This window comes from Dorea sp. D27 (assembly GCF_001185345.1).
Classification (GTDB): Bacteria; Bacillota; Clostridia; order Lachnospirales; family Lachnospiraceae; genus Extibacter.
The window spans coordinates 439871-463858 of record NZ_KQ236743.1; the positions used below are offsets into that span (position 1 = coordinate 439871).

Consider the following 23988-nt stretch of genomic DNA (forward strand, 5'->3'; position numbering starts at 1 on the left):
CAAAAAATGAAACAGTAATTTGTTAATTATACCATGCTGCATGACGTTAGAGGAAGCAGAATCTTCCCAAAATCTGATTGACTTGCGGAAAAATAAATGTTATATTACATATAGAACAAATGTAATAACTGCAAAAAAGGCAGTGAGGTGATGACAATGGCAGTAAAAAGAGATTATTATGATATTCTTGGAATTGATAAGAAAGCAGAAGATGCCGCAATAAAGAAGGCATACAGGAAGCTGGCGAAGAAGTACCATCCTGACACGAATGCCGGTGACGCACAGGCAGAGCAGAGATTTAAGGAGATAACAGAGGCATACACGATATTGAGCGATCCGGAGAAGCGGAACCTGTATGACCAGTTCGGCCATGTCGCCTTTGACGGAAGCGGGCCGGGGGCAGGTGCCGGCGGTGCTGCAGACACAGGCGGCGCATACAGGGAGTACCATTATGAGAACGGTAATATGGACGACATCTTTGGTGATATTTTTGGCGACATCTTCCGAGGTGGCAAATCAGGCGGCTATGCTTATGACGGCTTTAGGGAAAATGGCTTCGGACGGTCAGAGTTCCGGGCGAAAGGTGCCGATATACGGGCAGAGGTGTCCGTTAGTTTTGATGAAGCAGTATTTGGCTGTGATAAGATTATCAGTTTTCAGGACATGGAGAAAGGCGGCGGGGCGGTACAGTCTCTTCAGGTCCACATACCCGCGGGCATAGAGAGCGGCAAGAGCATCCGGCTCAGAGGTAAAGGCATGCCCGGTGTTAACGGAGGTGCATGCGGCGATTTGCTTTTAAAAGTGCAAGTTGGCGGAAAGCACGGATTTGAGCGGAAGGGCCAGGATGTGTTTACGACAGCATCCGTACCGTTTACGACGGCCGTATTCGGCGGTGAAGTACGCGTACCGACGCTTTATGGAGATGTAATCTGCAAGATTCGGGAAGGGACCCAGTCGGGGACAAAGATACGTCTCAAAGGCAAAGGGATCGTATCCATGAAGAACAATAAATCCCACGGCGACCAATATGTGACAGTACAGATTGAAGTCCCGAAGAACTTAAGCCAGGAGGCCAGACAGAAGCTGAAGGAATTTGAACAGGCGTGTAGGTCAGGCGGTCACGGAAGGAAAAAGAACAGCGCGTCATAGTCTGTGTAGCTGTATGGGGATGCAGCTGGTAAGTGAGGGACTGCCGTATTGTCCCTGTACATTAAACCAGCTTTCCCGACACGCAGTTCCTTCCGCTTTGCTTTGCGCAGTAGAGCGCTTTGTCGGCTTCGTTCAGCAGATTCATAAACTGCTCCTCACTGGTTACTTTCCGGCTGCTGATTCCGATGCTGACACTGACGTACCCGTCTCCTGCGACGTGTGGAATCTTCAGATTGTGGATTTCATGCAGCAGCTTCTCCGCAAACGCAGCCGCTTCCTCTTTGCCGGCTTCCTGCAGTAAGACTAAGAACTCTTCTCCGCCGTAACGCACGGCAATGGATTCGGACCCGGCGGAAAGCCTGAGGATGACGCCCGCCACAGACTTGAGCACTTCATCGCCTGCCATGTGGCCATACGTGTCGTTATACTGTTTGAAGAAGTCCACGTCCAGCATCAGCGCATGAAGTTCGGCGCTTCCCTTTTCCAATAGGTTCTGCTTGTACTGCTCCAGATATATGCGGTTTGACAGTTTCGTGAGCCCGTCCTGGTTGGACAGGTATTCAAACTTCTGATTCAGCTGCAGGAGCCTGCCGTACGTATAGACATAAAATCCGTTCAGGGCAAGTGAAAATACAAAGTTGCCGACGTAGAGAAACGGAAACCGAAGCAGAAAATTCTGCGTGTATACCGGGGGAAGGGTGTGTTGCAGCGGAGTCCATAATAATGCAATTAGGACAGACAGGCCGATACCGCTGAACAGGATGGCCGGCTTCATCTGCAGGATAAAGAAGCAGATAAACGGGAACAGGCAGAACCAGAGGGCGGCAAAGCCTTCCACAAGCCCGCCTACGACGTAGAGCGTGAACATACCGAGCAGAATAAAGGCCATACAGAGGGAACCCGCCAGATATCTGCCGGTTTTCTTCGTGTACAGATAGATGACGATACAGAAGACTGCACTGATGCCGGTCTCAAGGCCCAGGCGGTATTCTGCCTTTATCATATTTAAGACAGTCATAATAATGGAGATGCCCGCGCCGGCAATACAGAACAGGCGAAGCTGCACACAGAGCCTGTTTGTCATATTTACAAACATTTCTTCGAGCAGCCCTCTGAAAAACTTCTTCAGATAATTCATGTAAATCCCCCTTCGTTCATACAGATAATATAAGCGCGTCCATATTATGGTATGGATGCGAAAAAACTTGACACGGAAATACTACAAGTGTAAGATTTAGAAAAGAGCATAAAAAGATAATAAAATCAGGCATTACTATATAACAGTTCTGAAATATTACTTTCAGGGAGGGAAGTATGCGGTACAGAAACAACACACACAAAAAAAGTAAACCTATATTGATACTATCGGCCGCTGCGGGGATAATCTTAACAGCCTGCGCCATTTCTGCCGTCATATATTTCAGCTCCGGCAGGGGCAGGGAGACGCCTCAGGAACTTCTGGCCGAATACATGAACCATATCCCAGAAAAGGAATATGGGAAAATGTATGCGATGCTGGATAAGGAGACGGCCCGGAATATAAGCGAAGAAGAGTTCATAACACGCAATTCCGCCATATATGAGGGGATTGGGACAGAGGACATGGTCATCAAAGTAACAGAGTATGACGAAGGCAAGAGAGCGGTAAAATACCATGCTTCATTTGACACCGTGGCCGGAAATATCAGTTTTGATAACGAGGCCACGTTTGTAAAAGAAGGAGACGGCTGCCGCCTTGTATGGAAGGACAGCCTTATCTTCCCCGGCCTCGAAGCGGATGACAAGATCAAAGTGTCTGTAACGCAGGCGGAAAGAGGGCGGATTCTGGACCGGAACGACCGTGTCCTTGCAGGAAAGGGGACGGCTTCTTCCGTAGGAATCGTACCTGGCAAGCTGGAGGACAGAGAACGCGCGGTGGAAGAGGTAGCAGAACTGCTCGCTCTTGAGCCGGAGGCGATAGAGAAAAAGCTGGATGCACAATGGGTGAAGGAAGATTCCTTTGTCCCGGTCAAGACGGTGGCTAAAGTGAGCGAATTGGATCTGCTGGCAGTGGATCCGGATGATGAGGCAGCCGTGGAAGCCAGGAGGCAGGAAAAGCTCCTTACTGTCCCCGGCGTCATGATTACAGATGTAGAAGTGCGGGAATATCCGCTGAAAGAAGCGGCCGCACATCTGACAGGCTATGTCCAGGGCGTAACGGCAGAAGACCTCGAGGAGCATGCCGGGGAGGGATATGCATCGAACAGCGTTATCGGTAGGAGTGGTATAGAAGGGCTGTACGAGAAGGAATTAAAAGGCAACGACGGATACAGTATCAATATGATGGATAGTGACGGGAATCTGAAGAAAGTGCTTGCGAACGTTATGGTAGAGGACGGACAGGACATAAAGCTTACGGTGGACGCTGAGATCCAGTCTGCCCTGTATGAACAGTTTGAAGAGGATAAAAGCTGCTCCGTCGCCATGAATCCATATACAGGAGAAGTGCTGGCGCTTGTCAGTACGCCTTCCTATGACAGCAACGGTTTTATAATGGGGATGACGGATGAGGAATGGACGGCGCTCAATGAGGACGAGAAGAAACCGCTGTACAACCGCTTCCGCCAGGTGTGGAGCCCGGGTTCTACGTTTAAGCCGGTCACCGCTTCCATCGGTCTGGATTCGGGGGCGATAGATCCGGAGGAAGACTTTGGGAAAGAAGGGCTTAGCTGGCAGAAGGATGCGTCATGGGGGTCTTATCACGTGACTACGCTCCATGCATATTCACCTGCTGTGCTGGAAAACGCGCTGATCTATTCCGACAATATCTATTTTGCAAAAGCCGCACTGAAAATCGGGGCGGAAGAATTGCAGGAATCCCTGCAGAAAATCGGTTTTGGAAAGGAATTGCCTTTTGAGATATCAATGTCCGTCTCACAATATTCTAACACAGAGAAGATTGAGACTGAGATTCAGCTTGCCGACAGCGGTTACGGCCAGGGGCAGGTGCTCGTCAATCCGCTGCATCTGGCAGGCATCTATACATCCTTCTGCAATGACGGCAATATGATCAAGCCGTATCTGCGGTATGAGGAGGAGCCGAAGAAGGAAATCTGGATACAAGACGCATGCACACCCGAGGCAGCGGGCCGGGTGCTGGAAGGGATGAAAAAGGTCGTTAATGATTCCAACGGCACCGGATACGCGGCTCACAGAGAGGATATCATCCTGGCAGGAAAGACCGGCACAGCGGAAATCAAGGATTCAAAAGAAGATACTGCCGGAACGGAGCTTGGATGGTTTGCGGTATTAACGCCGGATAAAGAGTATGAAAGGCCGATACTGGTCGTAAGCATGGTCGAGGATGTGAAAGACATCGGAGGGAGCGGCTATGTTGTCGGCAAGGATAAAGATGTGCTGGATGTGTATCTGCCACGTTGAGGTTCAGGCTGCTTCTGTCTCGGAAGTAGTCTGGCTTTAAATATTACAGATGTAAGAATAAGGAGGAAGGCTTATGAACCGAAGAGGAGTCATAGTATTATGCATATTCCTGACGCTGCTGACAGGAGGCTGCGGCAGGTCTTCAGGACCGGATGACGGAGTCCGGAAGGAAGAAGGCGCAGGGATGCCCTTTGAAGAGTCGATTCAGATAGCGAAAGGATATCGTGATATATACAAAAAAGCTGTGAAAGAAGATGCGGTCGGAACATTTGAGACGACACGCCTCATTGTAGAGCGTATCGGAAAAGAAGGATATGCGGCAAGCGATTTTTATAATCAGGTCAATATGGAGAATCCGGAAAAGGTAAGGATGTTCGCAAGGCAGGTTGAAGAGAAGAAAGAAGCCGGGGTATCGCTGTTCATCGTCAATGACAGTGGAGGATTTACGCGTTATGATCTTAAGACAGCTAACGGCAATGTGGATGTACTAAAGAGTTCGCTCTACTGGGAGGGGGGCGTGCCAAAGTCCGATTATAAGGAAGCGTACAGGACGAAGACATGGGTCTGTGATGAGGAGGGCTACCTGTTCTTTGAGCGTAACAGCCTGACCGGAGCCGGCAGCGGCCGGGTGGCCGTACGGCTGCAGCCGCTCGATGATTCGTGCAGAGAGCTGAACCGGAAGTATTTGCTTCCGGCCGGGTATCATCAGAACAATATGTTTACGACCGACTGGGATGAGGACGATTACAGGAACCTGAACCTATATGATCTGTATGAAAAGCTGTACACGATGAAGACAGGGAAAGCCGCACCTTATGAGTTCGCTCTTACGGGCCGGACATATGAAGTTCCGGAAGAGGAATTTGAAGCTGTATTCCAAGATTTCTTCCAGATAGACAGCCAGGCGATCCGGCAGAGGACTACCTACTATGAAGAAAAGAACACTTACGAGTACAGGCCCCGTGGACTGTATGACAAGGGTACTACGCCGGATGTCCCGTTTCCTGAGGTGGTATCATATGAAGAGAATGAGGACGGAACGCTCAAACTGACCGTCAATGCGGTCTGGCCCAAGAAGAGCCTAGAAAAAGCGTTCCGCCATGAGGTAGTCGTCAGACCGCTTAACGGGGGCGGATATCAATATGTATCCAACCATGTCGTGCCATCGGATGAGAACGTGGAGCCGGAATGGTATATGGACAGGCTGACAGAGGAACAATGGCAGGAATACTATGGGGGGAACGGATAGCACATCATTCAGTCACGCTGAATCGTATCCACATAACAGTTTTTCAGTGCAAGCATAAGTACGACCAGTGCAGCTGTTATCATGATGTGCGATATTCCGGCAATTCCCGAAATCGCCGCATCTGCACCTTTGCCCAGCGGCAGTGCCCGAACCTGCGTGATTCCGCGGACCAGGAGCATGACTGCCATAAGAGGCAGGGCAATATTATACAATATCAGGAAGACTTTGAACTTCCGGTTCTGCAGGAGACGGGAATCCCTGCAGAACAGCATCAGGATAAGGAACAGCAGCGTGCCGAGCACGATCAGGTGCACATGGGTGAATGCCAGCGTGGTCCTGCCGCCAAAAGCCATATATTTTGTGTATTCGCGGTAGAATACGCCAGAGGCTATGCCGGCCAGCAGATAAATAAATGAAATACGCCATAATTTCTTCATATCGTATCAACTCCTTTCAAATGTCTGTTCATGTCAATATAGCCAATGAGCACGGTCCACACATAAGCGCATGTCTTAGGAATCATCAGCATTCCTACCGCGGGGACGGTATCGGCGAACAGCACGACAGGAATATAAAAAGCGAAGCTTAAGACTATCGTCAGCCACATCAGCCGGAACGGCCCGTCGTTATGCGCTCCTGCAGATTTGTAGAAGAGGACGATGATAAGCAGCCCCATGAGGGCGAATGGGATGTTGCGTCCGATGCCCCAGCCAAGCGGAGCATCGGCAGATGTCCAGCCGTTCTGGGGAAACAGACAGAGTATAATGCGCAGCAGTGCAAGCGCATAGACAGTGGCGGTCAGGCCTATATGCCCCGTTATGCGGTAGCGAAGCCGCCAGACATAGTAGAGCAGTATGTAAAATACGGTCATGGTTATAGATGTGATAAATTTTCCGATGCCGAGTACGGCAGTGTATTGGCTGAGCCCTGTCGTACAAAGTGCCACGGCGCGGGGAACGAGATGAAACGCATCACCGGCCCCGAGTGTCACAGCCATGACGCCGAAGAGCAGATACTGCTTTGTCCCCCGGCTTCTGCGGATCATAAGTATTCCGAGCGTGATTACTGTAATAAGGTAGACTGCATCAAATGATGTCTCCATAATTGCCTGCATTGTCAGGCACCTCCTTTTCGTCTTTTCCAAACAGCGATGATAGCGTCAGTTTACAAGGGCACAGGTCAGTATATGCAGCGGGAGACGATCTCGAGCAGCGGCCTGTAATTGTCCTGTCCGTTTAGCAGCATAGATGTAAAAACGGTAAAGATGAAATCCACAAATTCTTCCGCGGTCAGGCCGGTACCGAACGCGTCAGGACGAACGTTCCTGTCATTTTTCAATACCTGCGCCAGGCGTTCTTTTATGTGCCCGAAATACTGCTGCATTACGAGCCGCCCCCTCTCTTTCTCTCCAGCCGCAAAGCTGACGGAATGGAAGGTGAAAAATCCCGGATACCGGGCGCATCCTTTCTGTACGCGCTCAAACAGCCAGATCAGACAGCCGGAGAAGGAATCGGACTCCGTACAATCGCCCATATGAAAGATATCGCGCCACACATCTTCTACGGCGGCACTGAGCAGTTCCGCCTTGGACGGAAAGTAATTGTACAGGGACCCCACCGCTATGTTGCAGGCATCCGCTACGGAGCGCATGCTGACGGCAGATATGCCCTTTTCCATGACAATGCCCCGGGATGCGGCAAGTATGGCTTCTTTAGACGTCACGCCTTTATTCATCGCAATCTTCTCCTTACAAAAATGAATATGAACAGTGTTCATTATAATCTAAACAACACGGCCTGTCAAGATGCCGGAGATATCTTTGTCGTCTTGACAGGCCGCATATTGCTGCACCGTATTGTACATTGGTCAAGCTGGGATACCGTGTCAGTCAAGGAGCTGCATGTCTGACAGGATGGACCTTGCCGCCTGTGAAGCGGCAGCTCCCGTGGCTTCGGCATCCCCCTGAATATTGGCGGCGAAGAAGCAGGTACGGTCCGGCAGCTCCACCCAGCCGACGAACGAGCCGTTCACATCTTTTCCGTCCACACGCCCGGTTCCAGTCTTGCCATAAAGAGCCGCATCTCCCTCTTTTGACAGGAACAGGGCGTTCTTTACTTCATCTATGTTTGGTTTGTCCGCTGGAACATCATATCCATACAGATGCTTTAAAAGCTCGACCTGTTCGATGGCAGAGATTTTAAGAGAAGATTCCATCCAGTAGGAATCTATCCCTCCGCTGCTGTCCTCGTTGCCATAGTGCAGCCTCGTCAGGAAATCCTTTACCGCCGTAGCGCCGGCCTGTCTGTCGATAGACTGGAAATACCAGTTTACAGAGCTTTGCATGGCTGAACCCAGGTCCTGGTCCTGATTCCATTCATCAAATGGATAGTTCTGTCCGTCCCATTCCATCTGTGTCGTTCCAGGGGAGATGACACCGGTCTCCAGGCCGAGCAGGGCACCGTAGATTTTATAGGTCGAGTTGGGCGGTACGCGAAGAGCTGCCTGCTCCTCGTCATATATGAGCCAGGAGTCCGCCGTATCGTCATAGAGTACGAAGGTGCCGTCATATCCGCTGAAATAAGAGGACAGGTCGGGGCGTGATATCTGTTCTTCTTCTGCGGCAAAGCTGTAATAATCCTCGCCTGAGGCGTAAGTAGAAAGTGCAGGAGCAGCGCCGAGCAGAACCAGTGCGGTAAGACAGTAGACGCATCTCCCCAGTATCCGTTTCGATGCAGTCTCCGGCTCGTATGAGGAGATGTTCAGTATCCTCTTCCTGAGCTGTACGAGATTCCCTCCCATGCCGGAGGCAAAGGGGAAGGGGGCGAGAGAAATCTTCTCGGCAAAGCTGATAAGCGTATGGCCATATGTTTCATAATCTGCTGCATCCAACAGCCCCAGAACGGCGGAATCACATGCGGTCTCCCGGTCGCTGTGCATCTCTTTGAAAGCGATCCACACGAACGGGTTGAACCAATACAGTATTTTGACGGCATTCATAAGATTGTTGACGAGGGCGTCTTTATGCCTGTAATGCTGAAGCTCATGCAGCAGCATGTACCGCATATCAGACGGATTATAATCAGATATGAGATGGAGCGGCAGGTAGATGCACGGCCTTATGAGTCCTGTGATGACTGGAGATTTTAAGAAAGCGGTGGCGCGGATTGGTATGTTGCGGCTGATGCCTGCCTCACGCAGGCAGCTGTCGTAAAGCGCCAGAACTTTAACGTTCTGAAGCTCCACGGACGACCGTCTGATGTCATTCAGCCGAAGGGCGGAACGAATCAGCAGCGCAGTCATGGCAAGCATGCCTGCCATCCATATGACAAGCAGCAGCGTCCCTGCGGAGGCAGGTGCCTTCCGGCTCACTGAGATGCTGAAATCATCAATCCAGCGAGATGAAATGTCCTGCCGTACAGTACGTGCAGCTCCTTCAGCTGTCGACATACCGGTCCCCGAACGGACATCCCCTTTGGTGAACCATGATATTACCCGGCCGAATCCGGGCATACGCACAGGAAGAAACGGTACGGCGAGAAGTGCGAGCAGAAGGAACCAGAGCTGGTACTTCCTGCGGGCTGACAACAGCCTTTTCAAACCATACCTGACCGCCAGGAGGATACCGACGATGGCAGCAATAAAAACATTACATATGAGAAAGCGGACGCTAAAATCCATATTACTCCCCTCCTTTTTTGGAACTGCTGGAGAGAAGGGAGCGAAGGGAGCGGATGTCCTCTTCTGACAGCCTGTCCTCTTCAAGGTAGGCAGAGAGCATAGCGGTGATATCCCCGTTATAGAAACGTTTCAGAAAGGAGCTGCTTTCCGCGTTCACATATTCCTGCTCTTCCACAAGCGGGGTATAGACGAAGACCCGGCTCTGTTTCTCATAAGTGAGGGCACCCTTGTTCACAAGCCGCTTGATGAGAGTCTGGACTGTCTTAGGGCTCCAGTCTGTAACAGCAGTCAGCCGTTCTGTTATCTCGTTCGTGCTGACCGGAGCATACTTCCATACGATCTTCATCACTTCATATTCGGCCTCGGATATCTGGGGCAGTGCTGCCATAACAACTCCTCCTTAAATCTTACGATTGTAATAGATAGATTATATCGTTTCTGCCGGGCATTGTCAATAAATACGGGCGTCACCGGACTGCTCCAATATGTATTTGAAATAACAGGCGGGAGGTGGTAACATAGGAGCAGAACACATTTTTTGGAGGTCAACGTGAAAGTATTATTTGTAGACAGTTGTACGAAGGAAGGCATGGCGTCAAGGACTAGAAGGCTCTGCCGTATTTTTTTAGATGAATGGAAGAAAAACCACCCGGACTATGAGGTGGATACTCTCGTGTTAAAAGAGGAAGGCATGATACCACTGACAGAGGAGGATATCGTTCGGCGTGACGACCTTGTCAGGGCGGGGGAGCTCAGCCACCATATGTTCCATTCTGCGAGACAGTTTGCCGGTGCGGACCGGATCCTTATAGGCGCCCCGTACTGGGACCTGTCCTTTCCGTCTATGCTTAAGGTTTATATCGAGCACATCTTCGTGAATGGGATTGCATTTGCGTACGAAGGGTCCAGGTCGGTTGGGCGCTGTTCTGCTGAAAAGCTTATGTATATACAGACAGCGGGCGGTTATGTAGGAGATAATGAACCCGGAAGCATATATCTGGAAGCAGTATGCGGAATGCTCGGTATCCCCGGTTTCCGGTACATCTGTGCGGAAGGCATGGATATACAAGAGATAGACAGGGAGCGGCAATGGAGCGAAGCAGTGGAGAGGACCGTGAGGGAGGCGAAGCAGTGGTAAGGAGCTGTTCTTCCTGGACAGCTATACTTTCCGCATGTGAAAAAGCGGGCGCTGTACTCTACAAGGTACAGTGTCTGCTTTTATCGTCTACAGGGATGATTTATATGTACGGCCCCATACCGTCATGGCATCCAGAACCGGTTCCAGGCTGTATCCGGTCTCTGTCAGCGTATATTCGACACGAGGCGGTACCTCGGGATAGATTTTGCGTGTCAGGAGACCATCGGCTTCCATTGCGCGCAGATGGCTGGTAAGCACCTTTTGTGTAATTCCGCTGACAGACTTCATCAGTTCGCTGAAGCGCTTTGTACCACTTAGCAGATCACGGATGATAAGCACTTTCCATTTGTCGCCAATCAATTTTAGTGTCATCTCTACAGGACACTCAGGGATATCTTTCAACATATGTTCCACCTCCAAAGCATAGTATCTTCCTATATCCACTATAGGACAGACGCGGAGGAACCGCAAGGTATATTTTAGAAACAAGGTATCTGAATGGAAGCTATGCCACTTTGAAGTGCGTACTTCCATTGTGAGAGGAGATGAAATAAAATATAGACAGGCATGAAGAAGGACAGGGCAATATTGCAATAGCGGTTGGAGGTGAAAGGATGGATGCCGTGAAAAGACTACATGATTTGATTATGGAGGCGGACGCTGTCGCCATAGGGGGAGGAAGCGGCCTCTCCGCGGCAGCAGGATACGAGTATTCGGGAGAGAGGTTTCAGAAGAATTTTGCGGAGTTTATAGACAGGTACGGTATGACAGACATGTACAGCGCGGGCTTCTATCCATTTCCGACAATGGAAGAAAAGTGGGCATACTGGAGCCGGCATATCTACTGTAACCGTTATGACCAGAAGCAGTCCCGCCTGTATATGGATATACGCAGCCTGGTGGACGAAAAGGAATATTTTGTCATAACGACGAACGTAGATCACCAGTTCTGGGCAGCAGGCTTTGATGAGGACAGAATCTTTGCGGTCCAGGGCGATTACGGACAGTTCCAGTGTGCAAAAGCATGCCATAGCAGACTGTACGACAACGAGCGGCAGGTACGTGAGATGATCCGGCAGCAGCACGGCTTAAGGATACCGGCCGCTCTCATCCCGAAGTGCCCGGTATGCGGGGGGAATATGGAAGTACATCTTCGCTGTGACGGGTATTTCATCGAAGACGAAGCATGGCACGCGGCATGTGGAAGATACGAGCAGTTTATCAGAAGAAACAGCGGGAAAAAGTTGGTTTTTCTGGAACTTGGCGTTGGAATGAACACCCCTGGAATTATCAAGTATCCGTTCTGGCAGATGACGGCAAAATATGAACATGCCTTTTATATCTGCGTGAACAAAGGCCAGGCATGGGCGCCCGCGGAAATCAGGGATAAGGCGCTGTGCGTAGACACAGACATAGCAGAAGCAGTGGAACAGCTCATGAACGATAGAACATAAGGAGGTGCGATGATGAACGCACAGGATTGTCTCAACATGCTGAGAGAGATCAAAGATGTTGCATTTGCGACCGTTGATGCAAAAGGTAAACCTCAGGTGAGAATGATAGATGTGATGCTCGTGGAGGAGGAGAAGCTTTATTTCTGTACGGCGAGGGGAAAGGCCTTTTACAAAGAGCTGGTGCAGTCAGGGAACGTCGCGGTTACGGGCATGAACCAGAGGTACCAGATGATAAGGCTGAGCGGCCCGGCACGCAGGGTGGAAGATCAGAAGGAGAAGATAGACCGTATATTTGAAGCAAATCCTTCAATGATAGACGTATATCCCGGGGAGAGCAGGTACATACTGGAAGCATTCCGTATTGAAAACGGAGAACTGGAATTCTTCGATCTTGGACAGCCGCACGTTTACAGGAAAACGTTTCTGTTCGGAGAGCATAAGAATACCGTGAAAGGGTATTACATTACAGACAAGTGTACCGGTTGCGGCGTCTGCCGGGATATCTGTCCACAGCAGAGTATACTTGGGAATACGCCGTATGAGATTGTGCAGGAACACTGCCTGCACTGCGGACTTTGTTATGAGAGCTGTCCGGCAGAGGCAGTCGCAGGAAGGGAGCTGTAGATGATGCAGAATATTTGGATTATGCTTACAGAGCGGAGCGGTTTTTTTGCGAAGCTGCTGCTCGAACATTTGGAGATATCGCTCGTCGCAATTTTGACGGCCATAATATTCGGAGGGATAGCCGGAATACTTATCAGCGAATATGACAGGGCCGCAAAACCGACGCTCGGAGTGATTGGATTTCTTTATACCATTCCGTCCATATCTATGCTTGGGTTCCTCATCCCATTCTCCGGAGTGGGAAATGTCACAGCGGTCATCGCGCTCACGGTCTATGCGCTGCTGCCGATGGTGCGGGCTACCCACACCGGCATTACGAATGTGGACGCAGGCATACTGGAGGCGGCCAAAGGAATGGGCAGCACCAGATTCCAGATGCTCTATAAGATCAAGCTTCCGCTGGCAATGCCGGTTGTCATGTCAGGCATACGGAACATGGTGACCATGACGATAGCGCTGGCCGGCATCGCTTCCTTTATCGGAGCGGGCGGGCTTGGCGTGGCAATCTACCGCGGCATCACCACGAACAATGCGGCCATGACGATGGCGGGGAGCCTGCTCATTGCAATCCTTGCCCTTGTCGTCGACTTTATCCTCGGTATCGTAGAAAAGAGTATGCAGAGGACGGGGGCGAAGGCAAAAGGGAAGGGAAGAGCTGCCAAGATTACGGCCGGCCTGCTGTGCTTCGTCCTAATAGTGGCCGGACTTGTAAATTTCAATAAAAAAGATACGATACAGATTGCGACCAAGCCGATGACAGAACAGTATATCCTGGGAGAGATGCTCCGTATCCTGATTGAACAGGACACGGACCTTGAGGCGGAGGTGACACAGGGGGTAGGCGGCGGGACGTCTAATATCCAGCCTGCGATGGAAAAGGGAGAGTTTGATATCTATCCGGAATATACCGGTACAGGATGGAACATGGTGCTGAAGGAAGAGGGGCTTTATACGGAAGACTTGTTTGAGAAGATGGAACAAGAATATAAGGACAAATATGACATGCAGTGGCAGGGGATGTATGGATTCAACAATACGTATGGCCTTGCAGTTCGAAAAGAGGTAGCCGACGAATATGGTCTGAAAACATGTTCCGACCTGCAGAAGGCAGCCGATAAGCTTACCTTTGGGGCAGAGTATGATTTCTTCGAGCGGGAGGATGGTTATGACGCATTGTGCGAGGCATACGGATTCCGGTTCGGCAATACGATGGACATGGATATAGGGCTTAAATACGAGGCGATAAAGCAGGGAAAGATTGATGCAATGATCATCTTTACGACGGACGGCCAGCTCAGCACGACGGATGTAACGGTGCTGGAAGATGACAGGCAGTTCTATCCGTCCTATATGTGCGGCAATGTCGTACGCTCCGAGATGCTGGCAGAGCATCCCGAACTGCTGGACGTGCTGGACAAGGTGACGGATATTCTCACGGATGCCCGGATGGCTGAGCTGAACAATAAGGTGGAGGCAGAGGGGATGGAACCGAAAGATGTGGCAGAACAATTTTTAAATGACGCAGGACTGCTCAGGTAGGAGGTCATAATGAATAAAGCGATAGAGTACCGGGATATCAAGAAGGTCTACGGTGGCAAGGCAATCATAGAAGGATTCAGCATGTCAGTAGAACAAGGAGAATTCGTCACTGTCATAGGCTCCTCCGGGTGTGGAAAGACGACGATACTGAAGATGGCCAATGGGCTTGTTACTCCGACCGGAGGCTCGGTCATTGTCAATGGCAGGGATATTCGGGATGAAAATATGATAGAGCTGCGCCGGAATATCGGCTATGCGATACAGGGAAGTGTCCTGTTTCCCCATATGACGGTGGAACAGAACATATCGTACGTACCGAATCTGCTGAACAGGAAGAATAAAAAGAAGACGAAGGAAGCGGTGAGCAAATGGATGGGTATCGTGGGCCTTGAAGAAGAGCTGAGGGGCCGATATCCGTCAGAGCTGTCCGGAGGGCAGCAGCAGAGAGTCGGAATCGCAAGGGCGCTTGCGGCATCTCCGGATATACTGCTGATGGATGAGCCGTTCGGAGCTGTCGACGAGATAACGAGGGGACAACTGCAGACTGAACTGAAGCAGATTCATGAAAAGACGGGAATCACGATACTTTTTGTGACCCATGACATATCAGAGGCATTGAAGCTCGGTACGAAAGTGCTTGTGATGGATCAGGGAAAGATACAGCAGTACGGTACGCCTGCGGAGCTGCTTTTAAGTCCCGGGACAGAATTTGTAAGCAGGCTGGTGGAGAAAGAAAGGCAGGATTTATGTTAGTAGAAAGCCCTTTCTATTTTTCTCCTTTACGTGTATAATAGACGTATCTTATTAGACGGATATGGACCGGGATAAGGAGATGAACCTATGTCTGCCGACAATCTGGCTGATCTACTCGATGCGCTGACCGATATGAGCGTTTATGTTATAGAAGAAGAGACACACAGGCTGCTGTACTTTAATGAACGCTGTCGGGAAAACGGACGGGGCAGAGCCGTGATAGGCGCCAAATGCCATGATGTATGGCCTGAGGTGTGTGCATGCTGCCCTCTGAAGAGCCTGGGGGACAGGACATCCTGCCATATCGTGTGTCCGGATCCGCTGCTTCACACGACTGTTGATGTGACAGCCAGCCGGATTACTTGGGACGGGAGCGTACGTGCGATAGCAGTGACCGCTTCCCCTCACAGGCTTGACCTTGAGGAAGAACAGGATATCAGGAATATACAGCATATGTATGCGCAGAGCCTTGTTACTGTATTTGACGAATGTATCATCGCCAATCTGACAGACGACTATTATGTCAACTGCCAGAAAGATACATTCTGGACAGATATACCGGAACAAGGCAATTTTGGCGTGGAAAACCGTAATTATGCTGCCAAGGTGATTCATCCGGATGATCTGGAACAGTTTAATGCATGCTTTTCCCGAGAGGCGATGCTGGAGTCGTTTATTAGCGGGAAGAAGCGGATTACGAGGCGGCTGCGGCGTCTGTCCAAGGATGGCGGATATCGCATAGCAGAGTTTGCCGTGGCAAGAATAGACGCTGCAGATGAGCGGGAATGCTGGTGCGTGCTCGTATTTCATGATGTACACGATGAAGCCATGCAGGAACAGCAGCTTAATGTAGAAATCAGCCAGCTTGCGACGGCGGCGAGAGCAGCCTACCAGATGCTCATCGCTGTCAACCTGACCCGGAATACGTATCACATGCTCGAATATGAGCGGTCTCAGGTCAAAAGACCGGACGACTACGGCAGCTTTGATGATTTGATTGCGTTTGAACTGGCCGGTGTCCATCCGGATTACCAGGATGAGTTTATGAGGAAGTTCCGGCGGAGTGCCCTGATCAGCACGTATCTGCAGGGGGAGCGTATCGTGTCCATGGAAGTGCCGCATCTCGGAGAAGACGGCGGCTACCACTGGAATTTTACGCAGGTCGTGAGGGTAGAGAGCCCACATACGGACGATCTGATTGAGATTACGCTCTCGAGAAATATTGACGAGGAGCGGCGGATACAGGAAGAGACGATTGAAAAGGAACGAAGGACGAAGCAGATGCTGGAGGAGGCGCTGGATAAAGCGGAGCGGGCGAGCCAGGCAAAAAGTGATTTCCTGTCCAGGATGAGCCATGACATCCGTACGCCGATGAATGCCATTATCGGCATGACAGAACTTGCATTGATGAATACAGGAGATGAAAAGAAGGTCAGGGAGTATCTGGAAACGATTGCCGGTTCCGGCAGACGGCTGCTAGAACTTATCAACGAGGTGCTGGATGTAAGCAAGATTGAAAGCGGTACATTCGAGCTGACGGAAAGAGAGCTTGACCTGCATGAACTGGTGGACGAGGCGGCCGATATGCTCCGGGTATCGACAGAGAAGAGGAATCAGACATTGCGCGTCGATGTTGACAAGGACATACATTCGAAGGTTCTCGCAGATGCGGGAAGGCTCAGCCAGATTCTTGTAAATGTCCTGTCCAACGCGTCCAAATATACGGAAGAGGGAGGCATCATCTCTCTTTCCTTGCACGAGCTCAAAAAGGAAGAGAACGAGATAGGCACTTACGAGTTCATTATCAAGGACAATGGAATCGGCATGGAACCGGAATATGTGGAACATATATTTGAACCGTTCAGCCGTGCGGATGACAGCAGGATAAGCAAAGTCACGGGAACGGGACTTGGGATGACGATTGTAAGGAACCTCATAGCTATGATGGGCGGTGATATTCAGATTGATAGTGAGTACAGGAAGGGGTCGAAGTTCACGATTACCTTGTATCTGACGAAATGTGACAGCCCGGCTATTGCAAAACCGGTGGACACGCAACGGGAGCCAGAGTCTTTTTCCGGACTCAGGGTCCTTCTCGTAGAGGACAATGAGCTGAACAGGCAGATTGCGACGGAGATGCTGGAACTGCTCGGAACACAGGTGGACGGCGCGGAAAATGGCAGACAGGCGGTAGAAGCGGTGCGGTCACGCCCGCCCCTTTATTACGATATCATCTTTATGGATGTGCAGATGCCGGTAATGAATGGATATGAAGCCGCAAAAGAGATTCGCGGCTGTGGGATGGAGCGGATTGAGGAACTGCCGATCATCGCGCTGACTGCCGACGCTTTTGCCGAAGACGTCAGGCGTGCCCGTCAGGCAGGCATGAACGGACATCTTGCGAAACCTGTATCCATGGAGCAGTTGAAAAGGATATTGGCTAACAGTACCGCGTGGAGGAAACGCAGCGGTAGAGAACCAGCTGGCGGTGCAGAAGCGGAAAGATAAACGAATGTGGGGGAGGACAGCGTGAAACTAGAAGAGAGAATATGCCGGCAGCGTATGGAAGAAGCGAAGAGGCTGGCCAGCGTCATGATGCATAAGCACTATTGTGAGAATGATATAGAGGGGGTTACGGCCCTCTTTGCCCCTCAGATTTCCTGGCTTGGGGCGGGTGAGGAAGAATGTGCGTCAGGGCGGGAGGCTTGCGTGAACCGGTTTCGGAATTATAAGGGCGCGATTCCAAGATGTAACATATCGGAAGAGGAATATGATGCCATCTGTCCTGAGTCAGATGTCTATATTGTGATGGGACGCATGTGGATTGAGACAGACCGAAGTGCCGGTATGTACCTGAGAGTACACCAGAGAGTAACCTATGTGTTCCAGGAGACGGAAGAGGGGCTGAAATGTGCACATATCCATTGCTCAAACCCGTACCAGGAGATGGTAGGAGATGAGAAATTCCCTGATAAGATCGGGAAGCAGTCGTATGAGTATATCCAGGAGCAGCTGTCCAGTCTTGAAGAGGAGATAAGGCAGAGGAACCGGCAGTTTGAGGTAATCATGTCCTCCATCGCGGGCGGCCTTAAAATCAGCAATGACGATGATACATATTCCTATGCGTTCGTGAGCCAGGAGGCGGCCGCGCTATTCGGTTATACGGTAGACGAATTTATGGAGGCGACGGGAGGATCTGCAGTAGGCAATGTCTATCCTCCGGATCTTCCGAAGGCATTGGCGGACTGTGCCGAGGCATTTAAGGACGGCGGCCTCATATATTCGACCAAGTACAGGGTGCGCTGCAAGGACGGAAGCCTCAAATGGGTGATGGACAGCGGGAAGAAGTCGATGGATGCAGACGGCAGGTGGATGGTGAACAGCCTGTATCTTGATATAACCCGTTCCGAGCAGGATGCACAGCGCCTGAGGGAACAGACCGAACTGCTCACAAGCATATACGCGACGGTGCCGTGCGGGATCATACGGTTCGTCAGACACAGGGACAAAAGCTTCAGCCTCATATCTTTGAACAGGGCAGTCATAGCGCTTATGGGCTATGACAGCATGGAATCCGGTAAAAATGACTGGCATGACGGCGTGATGGGAGCGGTAATTGAAGAGGACAGAAAAATTCTGGGCAATGCGTACGGTATGCTCAAGAGGATAGGGGACCGCCGGGACTGTGAATACCGGGTGCGCTGGAGAGACGGATCCATCCACTGGATGGACGGTACGAGCATGATTGTAGGAGTGACTCCGGAAGGCGAAGATATCCTTCAGCGCACGGTGGTAGATGCCACACAGCGCAGAATCCTGCAGCAGAGGCTGGACCGGGAACACGAGATGTACCGGGTGGCGATGGAGGCCAGCTCTGCCATCATGTTTGAATATCTGATGGATTCTGACACGTTCATCAGCTACGAACCGAGAACCGGAAGAGGAGTCCTCCGCAATGAGATACAGGACTACTCTAAGGTCCTGCTGAAACATGAAATTGTACATCCTGACGACGTCTCTACGGTTATTGACAATATATGCAACGGCCGTACGGAAGTGTTTGAGGTGCGTTGTTCCACGCCGGAAGGGCGGCCGGGAGCATATGTCTGGCATCGGGTGAACAGCAGGCTTATGCTGGAAGGCGGGCGGCCGATCCGCGTGGTAGGCGCGCTTCATAATATACATAAGATGAAGTCAAAGCTGTCGGAGAGCAGCGAGCGGCTGCGGATGAACCAGTCGGCGCTTCAGGCGATCAATGATGTGTACGTAAGCATATTTTATGTAAATCTGCAGGAGGACAGCTACTACGCCGTACGTCTGCCGGAGGCGGACAGAGGCGAAAGCCTTTCCCGAAGCGGCAGCTACTCAGGCGAGTTGTGCGGCTATTTGTTAAAAGACGTGGCGGATGCAGACAGGGAAAAGGTTGCCGGCATCTGTGACAGAGACGGCATTTACAGGAAACTTGCCGGGCGTTCCGGACATCTCGAGGTCGAGTTCAGGCATAAGAAGTCTGCCTGCTGGTTCCGGATGGAAGTCCATTTGACCGCGGCAGGCAGCAGTGCCGAAGAAAACGCTATATTCGCATTCAGGAACATCAGTGCGGAAAAGCAGAAGGAGCTGGAATACTATGAAGAAGAGAAAAAAGCCAAGCTTGCACTGGAAGAGGCGTATGCTTCCGTAAACCGTGCAAACCAGGCAAAATCCGACTTCCTGTCCAGAATGAGCCACGACATCCGCACTCCGATGAACGCGATTATGGGGATGGCGGCAATTGCCCGGAACAGTCTTGGAGACGATGAAAGAATTACAGACTGCATGTCCAAGATTGACCTTTCCGGCAGGCATCTTCTCGGTCTGATCAATGAAGTGCTGGATATGTCGAAGATCGAGTCCGGAAGCATGAGCCTCAGTGAAGACGTCATCATGCTGGACAGCTTTCTGGAGGAAGTATCGGACATAATCAGGCCGGACGCTGAACAGAAGAACCAGCATTTTCATGTCGTAAGAAAAGAAGGAAAGCATGGAGCAGTGTATGGAGACACTGTCCGTCTGAAGCAGATATTGATAAACCTGCTTTCTAACGCTGTAAAATATACGCAGGAGGGCGGACATATCACAGCCAGCCTGGAAGAGAAGCTGTCAAGCGAAAGCGGCGTGGGATGTTTTGAGTTTATCGTGGAAGATGACGGTATCGGCATGTCGCCGGAATTCCTTGACAAATTGTTCCTGCCGTTTGAGCGGGCGGAGGACGAACGTGTCAGCCAGATTCAGGGAACAGGCCTTGGCCTTTCCATAACTCTTAATCTTGTACAGATGATGAACGGTACGATTCAGGTAGACAGCCGCTTAAACGAAGGCACAAAGTTTGCCGTCACGGTATATCTGAAACTAGTGCAGGATGACAGCAGTCCGGACGCCGCCAGGGAGGAGGAGCCGGTAGAAGCAGAATATAAATTTGTGCCCGGCACTCGTATTCTTCTGGCAGAGGACAATATCCTCAATCAGGAGATAGTTGTGGATCTGCTGTCTATGAACGGCATCGAGACAGACTGTGCAGACAATGGCAAAGCGGCTGTGGAAACGTTCCTTGCAAATGCGCCTGGAACGTATGCCCTCATATTGATGGATATTCAGATGCCGGTCATGGACGGGTACAGCGCCGCCAGGGCGATACGGAGTCTCGGCGATGCAGGAGAGAGGCCGGATGCCGCACATATTCCTATCATAGCGCTAACAGCCAACGCGTTTGTGGATGATGCATACCGTGCAAAGCAGGCCGGTATGGACGCACATGTAACAAAACCGCTGGAAATCAACCGGCTGCTGCAAATCATGCATCAGCTCACCAATTAATACATTCGACATACAGCTGCTGCGGTATCCTTTTTCGCTTATGTCACGGCTAACGGTGTACAGTTCGCGAAGCTGTATCCGGAACAGAGTGCGGAGACCCGGTTTGCAAGAAGGGGGCACGGGTATCTCTATGCCTTCTGCAACAGGCACGGCCTGTTCAGGATGAAAGTGTAGCGAAAGCTTGCTGCAAGTAGTGCATATACTAAAAGCAACAGACATTGATATGAGGATTATATGGAGATACATGTAGTAATGGAAGGAGATAATATAGACAGCATCGCGGCGGCGTACGGCGTAGAAGTCTGGAAGCTCATCTATGATAACCAGCTCATATATCCGTACCGGCTTGCGATCGGGCAGGCGCTGCTTATCCAGACAGGGGCGAGAAGTCCGCAGAGAAGTATATATGTGAGCGGATATGCCTATCCGTTTATCAGCAGATGGGTACTTCAGCAGACATTGCCGTTTTTGTCCGAACTGCCGATATTTTCATATGGCTTTACGCCGGAAGGGGAGCTTGTCCCCCCGCTTCTGGATGAGCGGTGGATGATACGGGAGGCAGTGAGGTATGGGACAGAAGCAGTCCTGACGCTGACGCCGCTCGGGCCGGACGGCCGCTTCAACAACAGCCTTATCAGCGCGGTCGTATACAACAATTATGCGTCAGACGCCCTTATTTCTAATCTTCTGGAGGTTATGAGAGAAAAAGGATATAGTGGCCTTGATATTGATTTTGAATATATACTGCCTGATGACCGTGACGCTTTCACACGATTCGTATGGAAGACGGCCGAAGCCATGCGTGCCGCCGGCTACTGGCTTTCAATTGCCCTGGCGCCGAAATCGTCGGCGGAACAGAGAGGCCTTCTATATGAAGGCAAGGACTACCATGCACTGGGGGAGGCCGCCGATCACGTGCTGCTCATGACTTATGAGTGGGGATATACTTATGGGCCGCCGATGGCGGTAGCCCCTCTGCCACAGGTGCGGGATGTCGTTGAATACGCGGTAACGGAGATACCTGACTGGAAGATCAATCTCGGGATACCAAACTATGGATATGACTGGCCCCTTCCGTACGAGAGGGGAGTGACACGGGCGCAAACGCTTGGAAATGTGCAGGCCGTCCAGCTTGCCATAGCGAGAGGCGCCTCTATACGGTTTGACGAGACCGCGCAGAGCCCATACTTTAACTATGTGGAGAATGGCACGGAACATGAGGTGTGGTTTGAAGATGTGAGAAGCCTCCAGGCAAAGTTCGGCCTCATAACGGAGTATGGGCTGCGGGGCTGCGGCTACTGGCAGATTATGCAGTGGTTCAGGGCCAACTGGCTGCTTCTGCGGGATAATTTCTATATACTAAAATAAGGTTTTGCATTCTTGCCACGAAGCCAAAGGACGGTGTCCTCAAGGGTGGAACGAATGTCGCGGGGCATATATCCAAGTTGGGAGGTCGCCTTGTCGTGGGAAAAGCGGTCGTTACTCTGCAAGGTGTAAAGAGAGTATCTTGTATACAGGGGCCGCCTTTTCTTCATACGTAACCATCGGCTTATGGCAGGGCATGCTGCTCGGGCCATCCATATGGGAAGGACAGGTAGACGGCGTCCTCCTGCTGCCTCCCGCAGCATGTGTATGATATCGCATATCTCATAGTGCCTGTTGGACAGTATGTAGCATTCGCCGGCGCCCCCTTTTTCCAGAGCGAGCAGGCATCCTTCCGCGACATCCCGCACGTCTACGAAATCATATCCGCCGTCGACACAGGCCGGAAGCAGACCGTCCAGGTAGTCTTCCACAAGCTGCATGAGATAGCTGCCGGAAAGGGCGCCCGGGCCAAGCATGCCAGAGGGATGGACGATGACAGTGTCCAGACCTCTGTGAGCCGCATTGAGGACAGCCTGTGACGCCTCCGCTTTCGTCCTGGCATACCCGCCACGTACCTTTTCCGGCGAGAAACAGGAAACTTCCTGTAGTACGCTTAGATTATCTTTTTCTGGTATCGCATGGACGGAACTTACATAGAGAAATCTTTTTATCTTGTATTCCATACAGAGGGAGAGCATATTTTCCGTGCCTCTGACATTCACATTATAAACTTGCTCAGAAAGCTTCCATGATATGTCGACGATGCCGGCTGCATGTATAACGAATACTTCTGCGCCGGCAGTATTCTGGAAGAGCGGGATAAGGCTCCTGGTATCCGTTACATCCCCTTTGGTATAGCAGACTTTTTCAAATAGCTGTTCCGTGTCGCCGGGCAGGATGAGGCCCCTGATCTCGGAGCCCGTTTTAAGCAGCTGGAGTATGATGGCTCTCCCAAGGTGACCGTTGGCTCCTGTGATGATATATACCTTTTTCATAAGAAACACCTCCTAAGCTATATGGACACGGTGTTGATTATCTATCATATATGTATTATAATATATGATATGTCCGTATACAATCGACAGCTTGAGGACGAATCGTGTGTTACCAGACATATGTGGAATGTCGTGTCTGATATTGGACAAATTCTATGAAATTACAGCGAAAGGGGATAACAGAATGAGCAAGAACGATTACCGCGCAAGAGTGACCAGGATGCTCATCAGAAAAGCATTTACGGCGCTTCTTGGAGAGAAGCCCATTCAGAGCATCACGGTAAAGGAACTGTGCCTGAAAGCAGGTATCAACAGAGGCACGTTCTATGCCCACTATATGGATATATATGATCTGCTTGAAAAGATGGAGGATGAGATGACTGCTGATTTCAAAAAGTCGCTGGAACCGCTTCTGAGCACACGTGATAAGGAACTGACTCCGCTTAATATTACGACGGGAGTGTTCCAGTGCCTGAAGGACAATGCGGATATTTGTACCGTGACGCTCGGCCCCTATGGAGACAAAGAATTTGCCGCCCGTCTGATACAGATAGGGCAGGAGAAGTGCGTGGAGACGTACACCCGTTATTTTGAGGATGCAACGCCCCGCCAGATAGAGTATTTTTACGCATTCGTCAGCGCGGGGTGCATCGGCGTGCTTGAGAAGTGGCTGGCAGAGGGAATGGCGGGAAGTGCCCAGGAAATAGCGGCTTTGACAGAAGATATCATGATGTCAGGAATAGGATGTCTGAAAGGGCAGGGAGCTTAGCC

General features: G+C 50.9%; 20 protein-coding genes. 12 read left to right on the top strand and 8 right to left on the bottom strand.

Annotated features, from left to right (window positions below; translation table 11 throughout):
• Positions 1 to 156 precede the first annotated feature (156 nt).
• Positions 157 to 1149, top strand: a complete 993-nt coding sequence (locus HMPREF0980_RS02100; RefSeq protein WP_049727487.1) for a DnaJ C-terminal domain-containing protein — start codon at positions 157 to 159, stop codon at positions 1147 to 1149.
• A gap of 61 nt (positions 1150 to 1210) precedes the next feature.
• On the opposite strand, the gene HMPREF0980_RS02105 is transcribed toward HMPREF0980_RS02100, so the two are convergent.
• The gene (locus HMPREF0980_RS02105; RefSeq protein WP_049727488.1) at positions 1211 to 2287 is read right to left on the bottom strand and encodes a GGDEF domain-containing protein; all 1077 of its coding nucleotides are present in this window, start codon (positions 2285 to 2287) and stop codon (positions 1211 to 1213) included.
• A gap of 176 nt (positions 2288 to 2463) precedes the next feature.
• Here HMPREF0980_RS02105 and HMPREF0980_RS02110 point away from each other — a divergent pair, with 176 nt between their 5' ends.
• Together HMPREF0980_RS02110 and HMPREF0980_RS02115 are read left to right on the top strand one after the other, a co-directional pair.
• Positions 2464 to 4569 (top strand): penicillin-binding transpeptidase domain-containing protein, encoded by a 2106-nt coding sequence (locus HMPREF0980_RS02110; RefSeq protein ID WP_049727489.1) that lies wholly within the window; start codon positions 2464 to 2466, stop codon positions 4567 to 4569.
• A gap of 73 nt (positions 4570 to 4642) precedes the next feature.
• Complete coding sequence (locus HMPREF0980_RS02115; RefSeq protein WP_049727490.1) at positions 4643 to 5818, top strand: DUF6070 family protein; 1176 nt, start codon at positions 4643 to 4645, stop codon at positions 5816 to 5818.
• An 8-nt stretch (positions 5819 to 5826) separates the two neighbouring features.
• Here the strand turns inward: HMPREF0980_RS02115 and HMPREF0980_RS02120 are convergent, their stop codons facing one another.
• The 5 genes from HMPREF0980_RS02120 to HMPREF0980_RS02140 form a co-directional block, all read right to left on the bottom strand.
• Positions 5827 to 6255, bottom strand: coding sequence for a DUF2871 domain-containing protein (locus HMPREF0980_RS02120; protein ID WP_049727491.1), 429 nt, complete (start codon positions 6253 to 6255; stop codon positions 5827 to 5829).
• Positions 6252 to 6932 (bottom strand): hypothetical protein, encoded by a 681-nt coding sequence (locus HMPREF0980_RS02125; protein ID WP_049727492.1) that lies wholly within the window; start codon positions 6930 to 6932, stop codon positions 6252 to 6254. The genes HMPREF0980_RS02120 and HMPREF0980_RS02125 overlap by 4 nt, the downstream gene beginning before the upstream one ends.
• A 65-nt stretch (positions 6933 to 6997) precedes the next feature.
• Positions 6998 to 7552 carry a TetR/AcrR family transcriptional regulator gene (locus HMPREF0980_RS02130; RefSeq protein WP_049727493.1) on the bottom strand — a complete coding sequence of 185 codons (555 nt, stop codon included), beginning with the start codon at positions 7550 to 7552 and terminating at the stop codon, positions 6998 to 7000.
• 150 nt (positions 7553 to 7702) lie between these two features.
• On the bottom strand, positions 7703 to 9496 hold the full coding sequence (locus tag HMPREF0980_RS02135) for a BlaR1 family beta-lactam sensor/signal transducer (protein WP_049727494.1): 1794 nt from the start codon (positions 9494 to 9496) through the stop codon (positions 7703 to 7705).
• 1 nt (position 9497) lies between these two features.
• On the bottom strand, positions 9498 to 9884 hold the full coding sequence (locus HMPREF0980_RS02140) for a BlaI/MecI/CopY family transcriptional regulator (RefSeq protein ID WP_049727495.1): 387 nt from the start codon (positions 9882 to 9884) through the stop codon (positions 9498 to 9500).
• A 162-nt stretch (positions 9885 to 10046) separates the two neighbouring features.
• Here HMPREF0980_RS02140 and HMPREF0980_RS02145 point away from each other — a divergent pair, with 162 nt between their 5' ends.
• A complete protein-coding gene (locus tag HMPREF0980_RS02145) occupies positions 10047 to 10634 on the top strand; it encodes an NAD(P)H-dependent oxidoreductase (protein ID WP_049727496.1) in 588 nt (195 codons plus the stop codon).
• Between the two features lie 87 nt (positions 10635 to 10721).
• Here HMPREF0980_RS02145 and HMPREF0980_RS02150 read toward each other — a convergent pair whose 3' ends face one another.
• Positions 10722 to 11039: a winged helix-turn-helix transcriptional regulator gene (locus HMPREF0980_RS02150; protein ID WP_198146141.1), complete on the bottom strand. Its 318-nt coding sequence runs from the start codon at positions 11037 to 11039 to the stop codon at positions 10722 to 10724.
• A gap of 209 nt (positions 11040 to 11248) precedes the next feature.
• Between HMPREF0980_RS02150 and HMPREF0980_RS02155 the strand changes: the two genes are divergently transcribed.
• The 7 genes from HMPREF0980_RS02155 to HMPREF0980_RS02185 all read left to right on the top strand — a co-directional run bounded on the left by HMPREF0980_RS02155 (position 11249) and on the right by HMPREF0980_RS02185 (position 22225).
• Positions 11249 to 12088, top strand: a complete 840-nt coding sequence (locus HMPREF0980_RS02155; protein WP_049727497.1) for an SIR2 family NAD-dependent protein deacylase — start codon at positions 11249 to 11251, stop codon at positions 12086 to 12088.
• Between the two features lie 9 nt (positions 12089 to 12097).
• Entirely contained in the window at positions 12098 to 12712 is a 615-nt protein-coding gene (locus tag HMPREF0980_RS02160; RefSeq protein WP_049727498.1) for a 4Fe-4S binding protein, read from the top strand.
• Positions 12713 to 14251, top strand: coding sequence for an ABC transporter permease/substrate-binding protein (locus HMPREF0980_RS02165; protein ID WP_049727499.1), 1539 nt, complete (start codon positions 12713 to 12715; stop codon positions 14249 to 14251).
• 9 nt (positions 14252 to 14260) lie between these two features.
• Complete coding sequence (locus HMPREF0980_RS02170; RefSeq protein WP_049727500.1) at positions 14261 to 15004, top strand: ATP-binding cassette domain-containing protein; 744 nt, start codon at positions 14261 to 14263, stop codon at positions 15002 to 15004.
• A gap of 87 nt (positions 15005 to 15091) precedes the next feature.
• Entirely contained in the window at positions 15092 to 17512 is a 2421-nt protein-coding gene (locus HMPREF0980_RS02175) for an ATP-binding protein (RefSeq protein WP_049727501.1), read from the top strand.
• Between the two features lie 21 nt (positions 17513 to 17533).
• Positions 17534 to 20857, top strand: coding sequence for an ATP-binding protein (locus HMPREF0980_RS02180; protein ID WP_330375816.1), 3324 nt, complete (start codon positions 17534 to 17536; stop codon positions 20855 to 20857).
• A 234-nt stretch (positions 20858 to 21091) separates the two neighbouring features.
• Positions 21092 to 22225, top strand: a complete 1134-nt coding sequence (locus HMPREF0980_RS02185) for a glycosyl hydrolase family 18 protein (RefSeq protein ID WP_049727502.1) — start codon at positions 21092 to 21094, stop codon at positions 22223 to 22225.
• Here the strand turns inward: HMPREF0980_RS02185 and HMPREF0980_RS02190 are convergent.
• On the bottom strand, positions 22210 to 23217 hold the full coding sequence (locus HMPREF0980_RS02190) for an NAD-dependent epimerase/dehydratase family protein (protein ID WP_049727503.1): 1008 nt from the start codon (positions 23215 to 23217) through the stop codon (positions 22210 to 22212). The two genes, HMPREF0980_RS02185 and HMPREF0980_RS02190, sit on opposite strands and share 16 nt — an antisense overlap.
• 184 nt (positions 23218 to 23401) lie before the next feature.
• Here HMPREF0980_RS02190 and HMPREF0980_RS02195 point away from each other — a divergent pair, with 184 nt between their 5' ends.
• Complete coding sequence (locus HMPREF0980_RS02195) at positions 23402 to 23986, top strand: TetR/AcrR family transcriptional regulator (protein WP_049728293.1); 585 nt, start codon at positions 23402 to 23404, stop codon at positions 23984 to 23986.
• Positions 23987 to 23988 lie beyond the last annotated feature (2 nt).

Coding starts and splice junctions, on each gene's coding strand:
- HMPREF0980_RS02100 (WP_049727487.1), top strand. CDS start 157: ATGGCAGTAAAAAGAGATTATTATGATATTCTTGGAATTGATAAGAAA.
- HMPREF0980_RS02105 (WP_049727488.1), bottom strand. CDS start 2,287: ATGAATTATCTGAAGAAGTTTTTCAGAGGGCTGCTCGAAGAAATGTTT.
- HMPREF0980_RS02110 (WP_049727489.1), top strand. CDS start 2,464: ATGCGGTACAGAAACAACACACACAAAAAAAGTAAACCTATATTGATA.
- HMPREF0980_RS02115 (WP_049727490.1), top strand. CDS start 4,643: ATGAACCGAAGAGGAGTCATAGTATTATGCATATTCCTGACGCTGCTG.
- HMPREF0980_RS02120 (WP_049727491.1), bottom strand. CDS start 6,255: ATGAAGAAATTATGGCGTATTTCATTTATTTATCTGCTGGCCGGCATA.
- HMPREF0980_RS02125 (WP_049727492.1), bottom strand. CDS start 6,932: ATGCAGGCAATTATGGAGACATCATTTGATGCAGTCTACCTTATTACA.
- HMPREF0980_RS02130 (WP_049727493.1), bottom strand. CDS start 7,552: ATGAATAAAGGCGTGACGTCTAAAGAAGCCATACTTGCCGCATCCCGG.
- HMPREF0980_RS02135 (WP_049727494.1), bottom strand. CDS start 9,496: ATGGATTTTAGCGTCCGCTTTCTCATATGTAATGTTTTTATTGCTGCC.
- HMPREF0980_RS02140 (WP_049727495.1), bottom strand. CDS start 9,884: ATGGCAGCACTGCCCCAGATATCCGAGGCCGAATATGAAGTGATGAAG.
- HMPREF0980_RS02150 (WP_198146141.1), bottom strand. CDS start 11,039: ATGTTGAAAGATATCCCTGAGTGTCCTGTAGAGATGACACTAAAATTG.
- HMPREF0980_RS02155 (WP_049727497.1), top strand. CDS start 11,249: ATGGATGCCGTGAAAAGACTACATGATTTGATTATGGAGGCGGACGCT.
- HMPREF0980_RS02160 (WP_049727498.1), top strand. CDS start 12,098: ATGATGAACGCACAGGATTGTCTCAACATGCTGAGAGAGATCAAAGAT.
- HMPREF0980_RS02165 (WP_049727499.1), top strand. CDS start 12,713: ATGATGCAGAATATTTGGATTATGCTTACAGAGCGGAGCGGTTTTTTT.
- HMPREF0980_RS02170 (WP_049727500.1), top strand. CDS start 14,261: ATGAATAAAGCGATAGAGTACCGGGATATCAAGAAGGTCTACGGTGGC.
- HMPREF0980_RS02175 (WP_049727501.1), top strand. CDS start 15,092: ATGTCTGCCGACAATCTGGCTGATCTACTCGATGCGCTGACCGATATG.
- HMPREF0980_RS02185 (WP_049727502.1), top strand. CDS start 21,092: ATGGAGATACATGTAGTAATGGAAGGAGATAATATAGACAGCATCGCG.
- HMPREF0980_RS02190 (WP_049727503.1), bottom strand. CDS start 23,217: ATGAAAAAGGTATATATCATCACAGGAGCCAACGGTCACCTTGGGAGA.
- HMPREF0980_RS02195 (WP_049728293.1), top strand. CDS start 23,402: ATGAGCAAGAACGATTACCGCGCAAGAGTGACCAGGATGCTCATCAGA.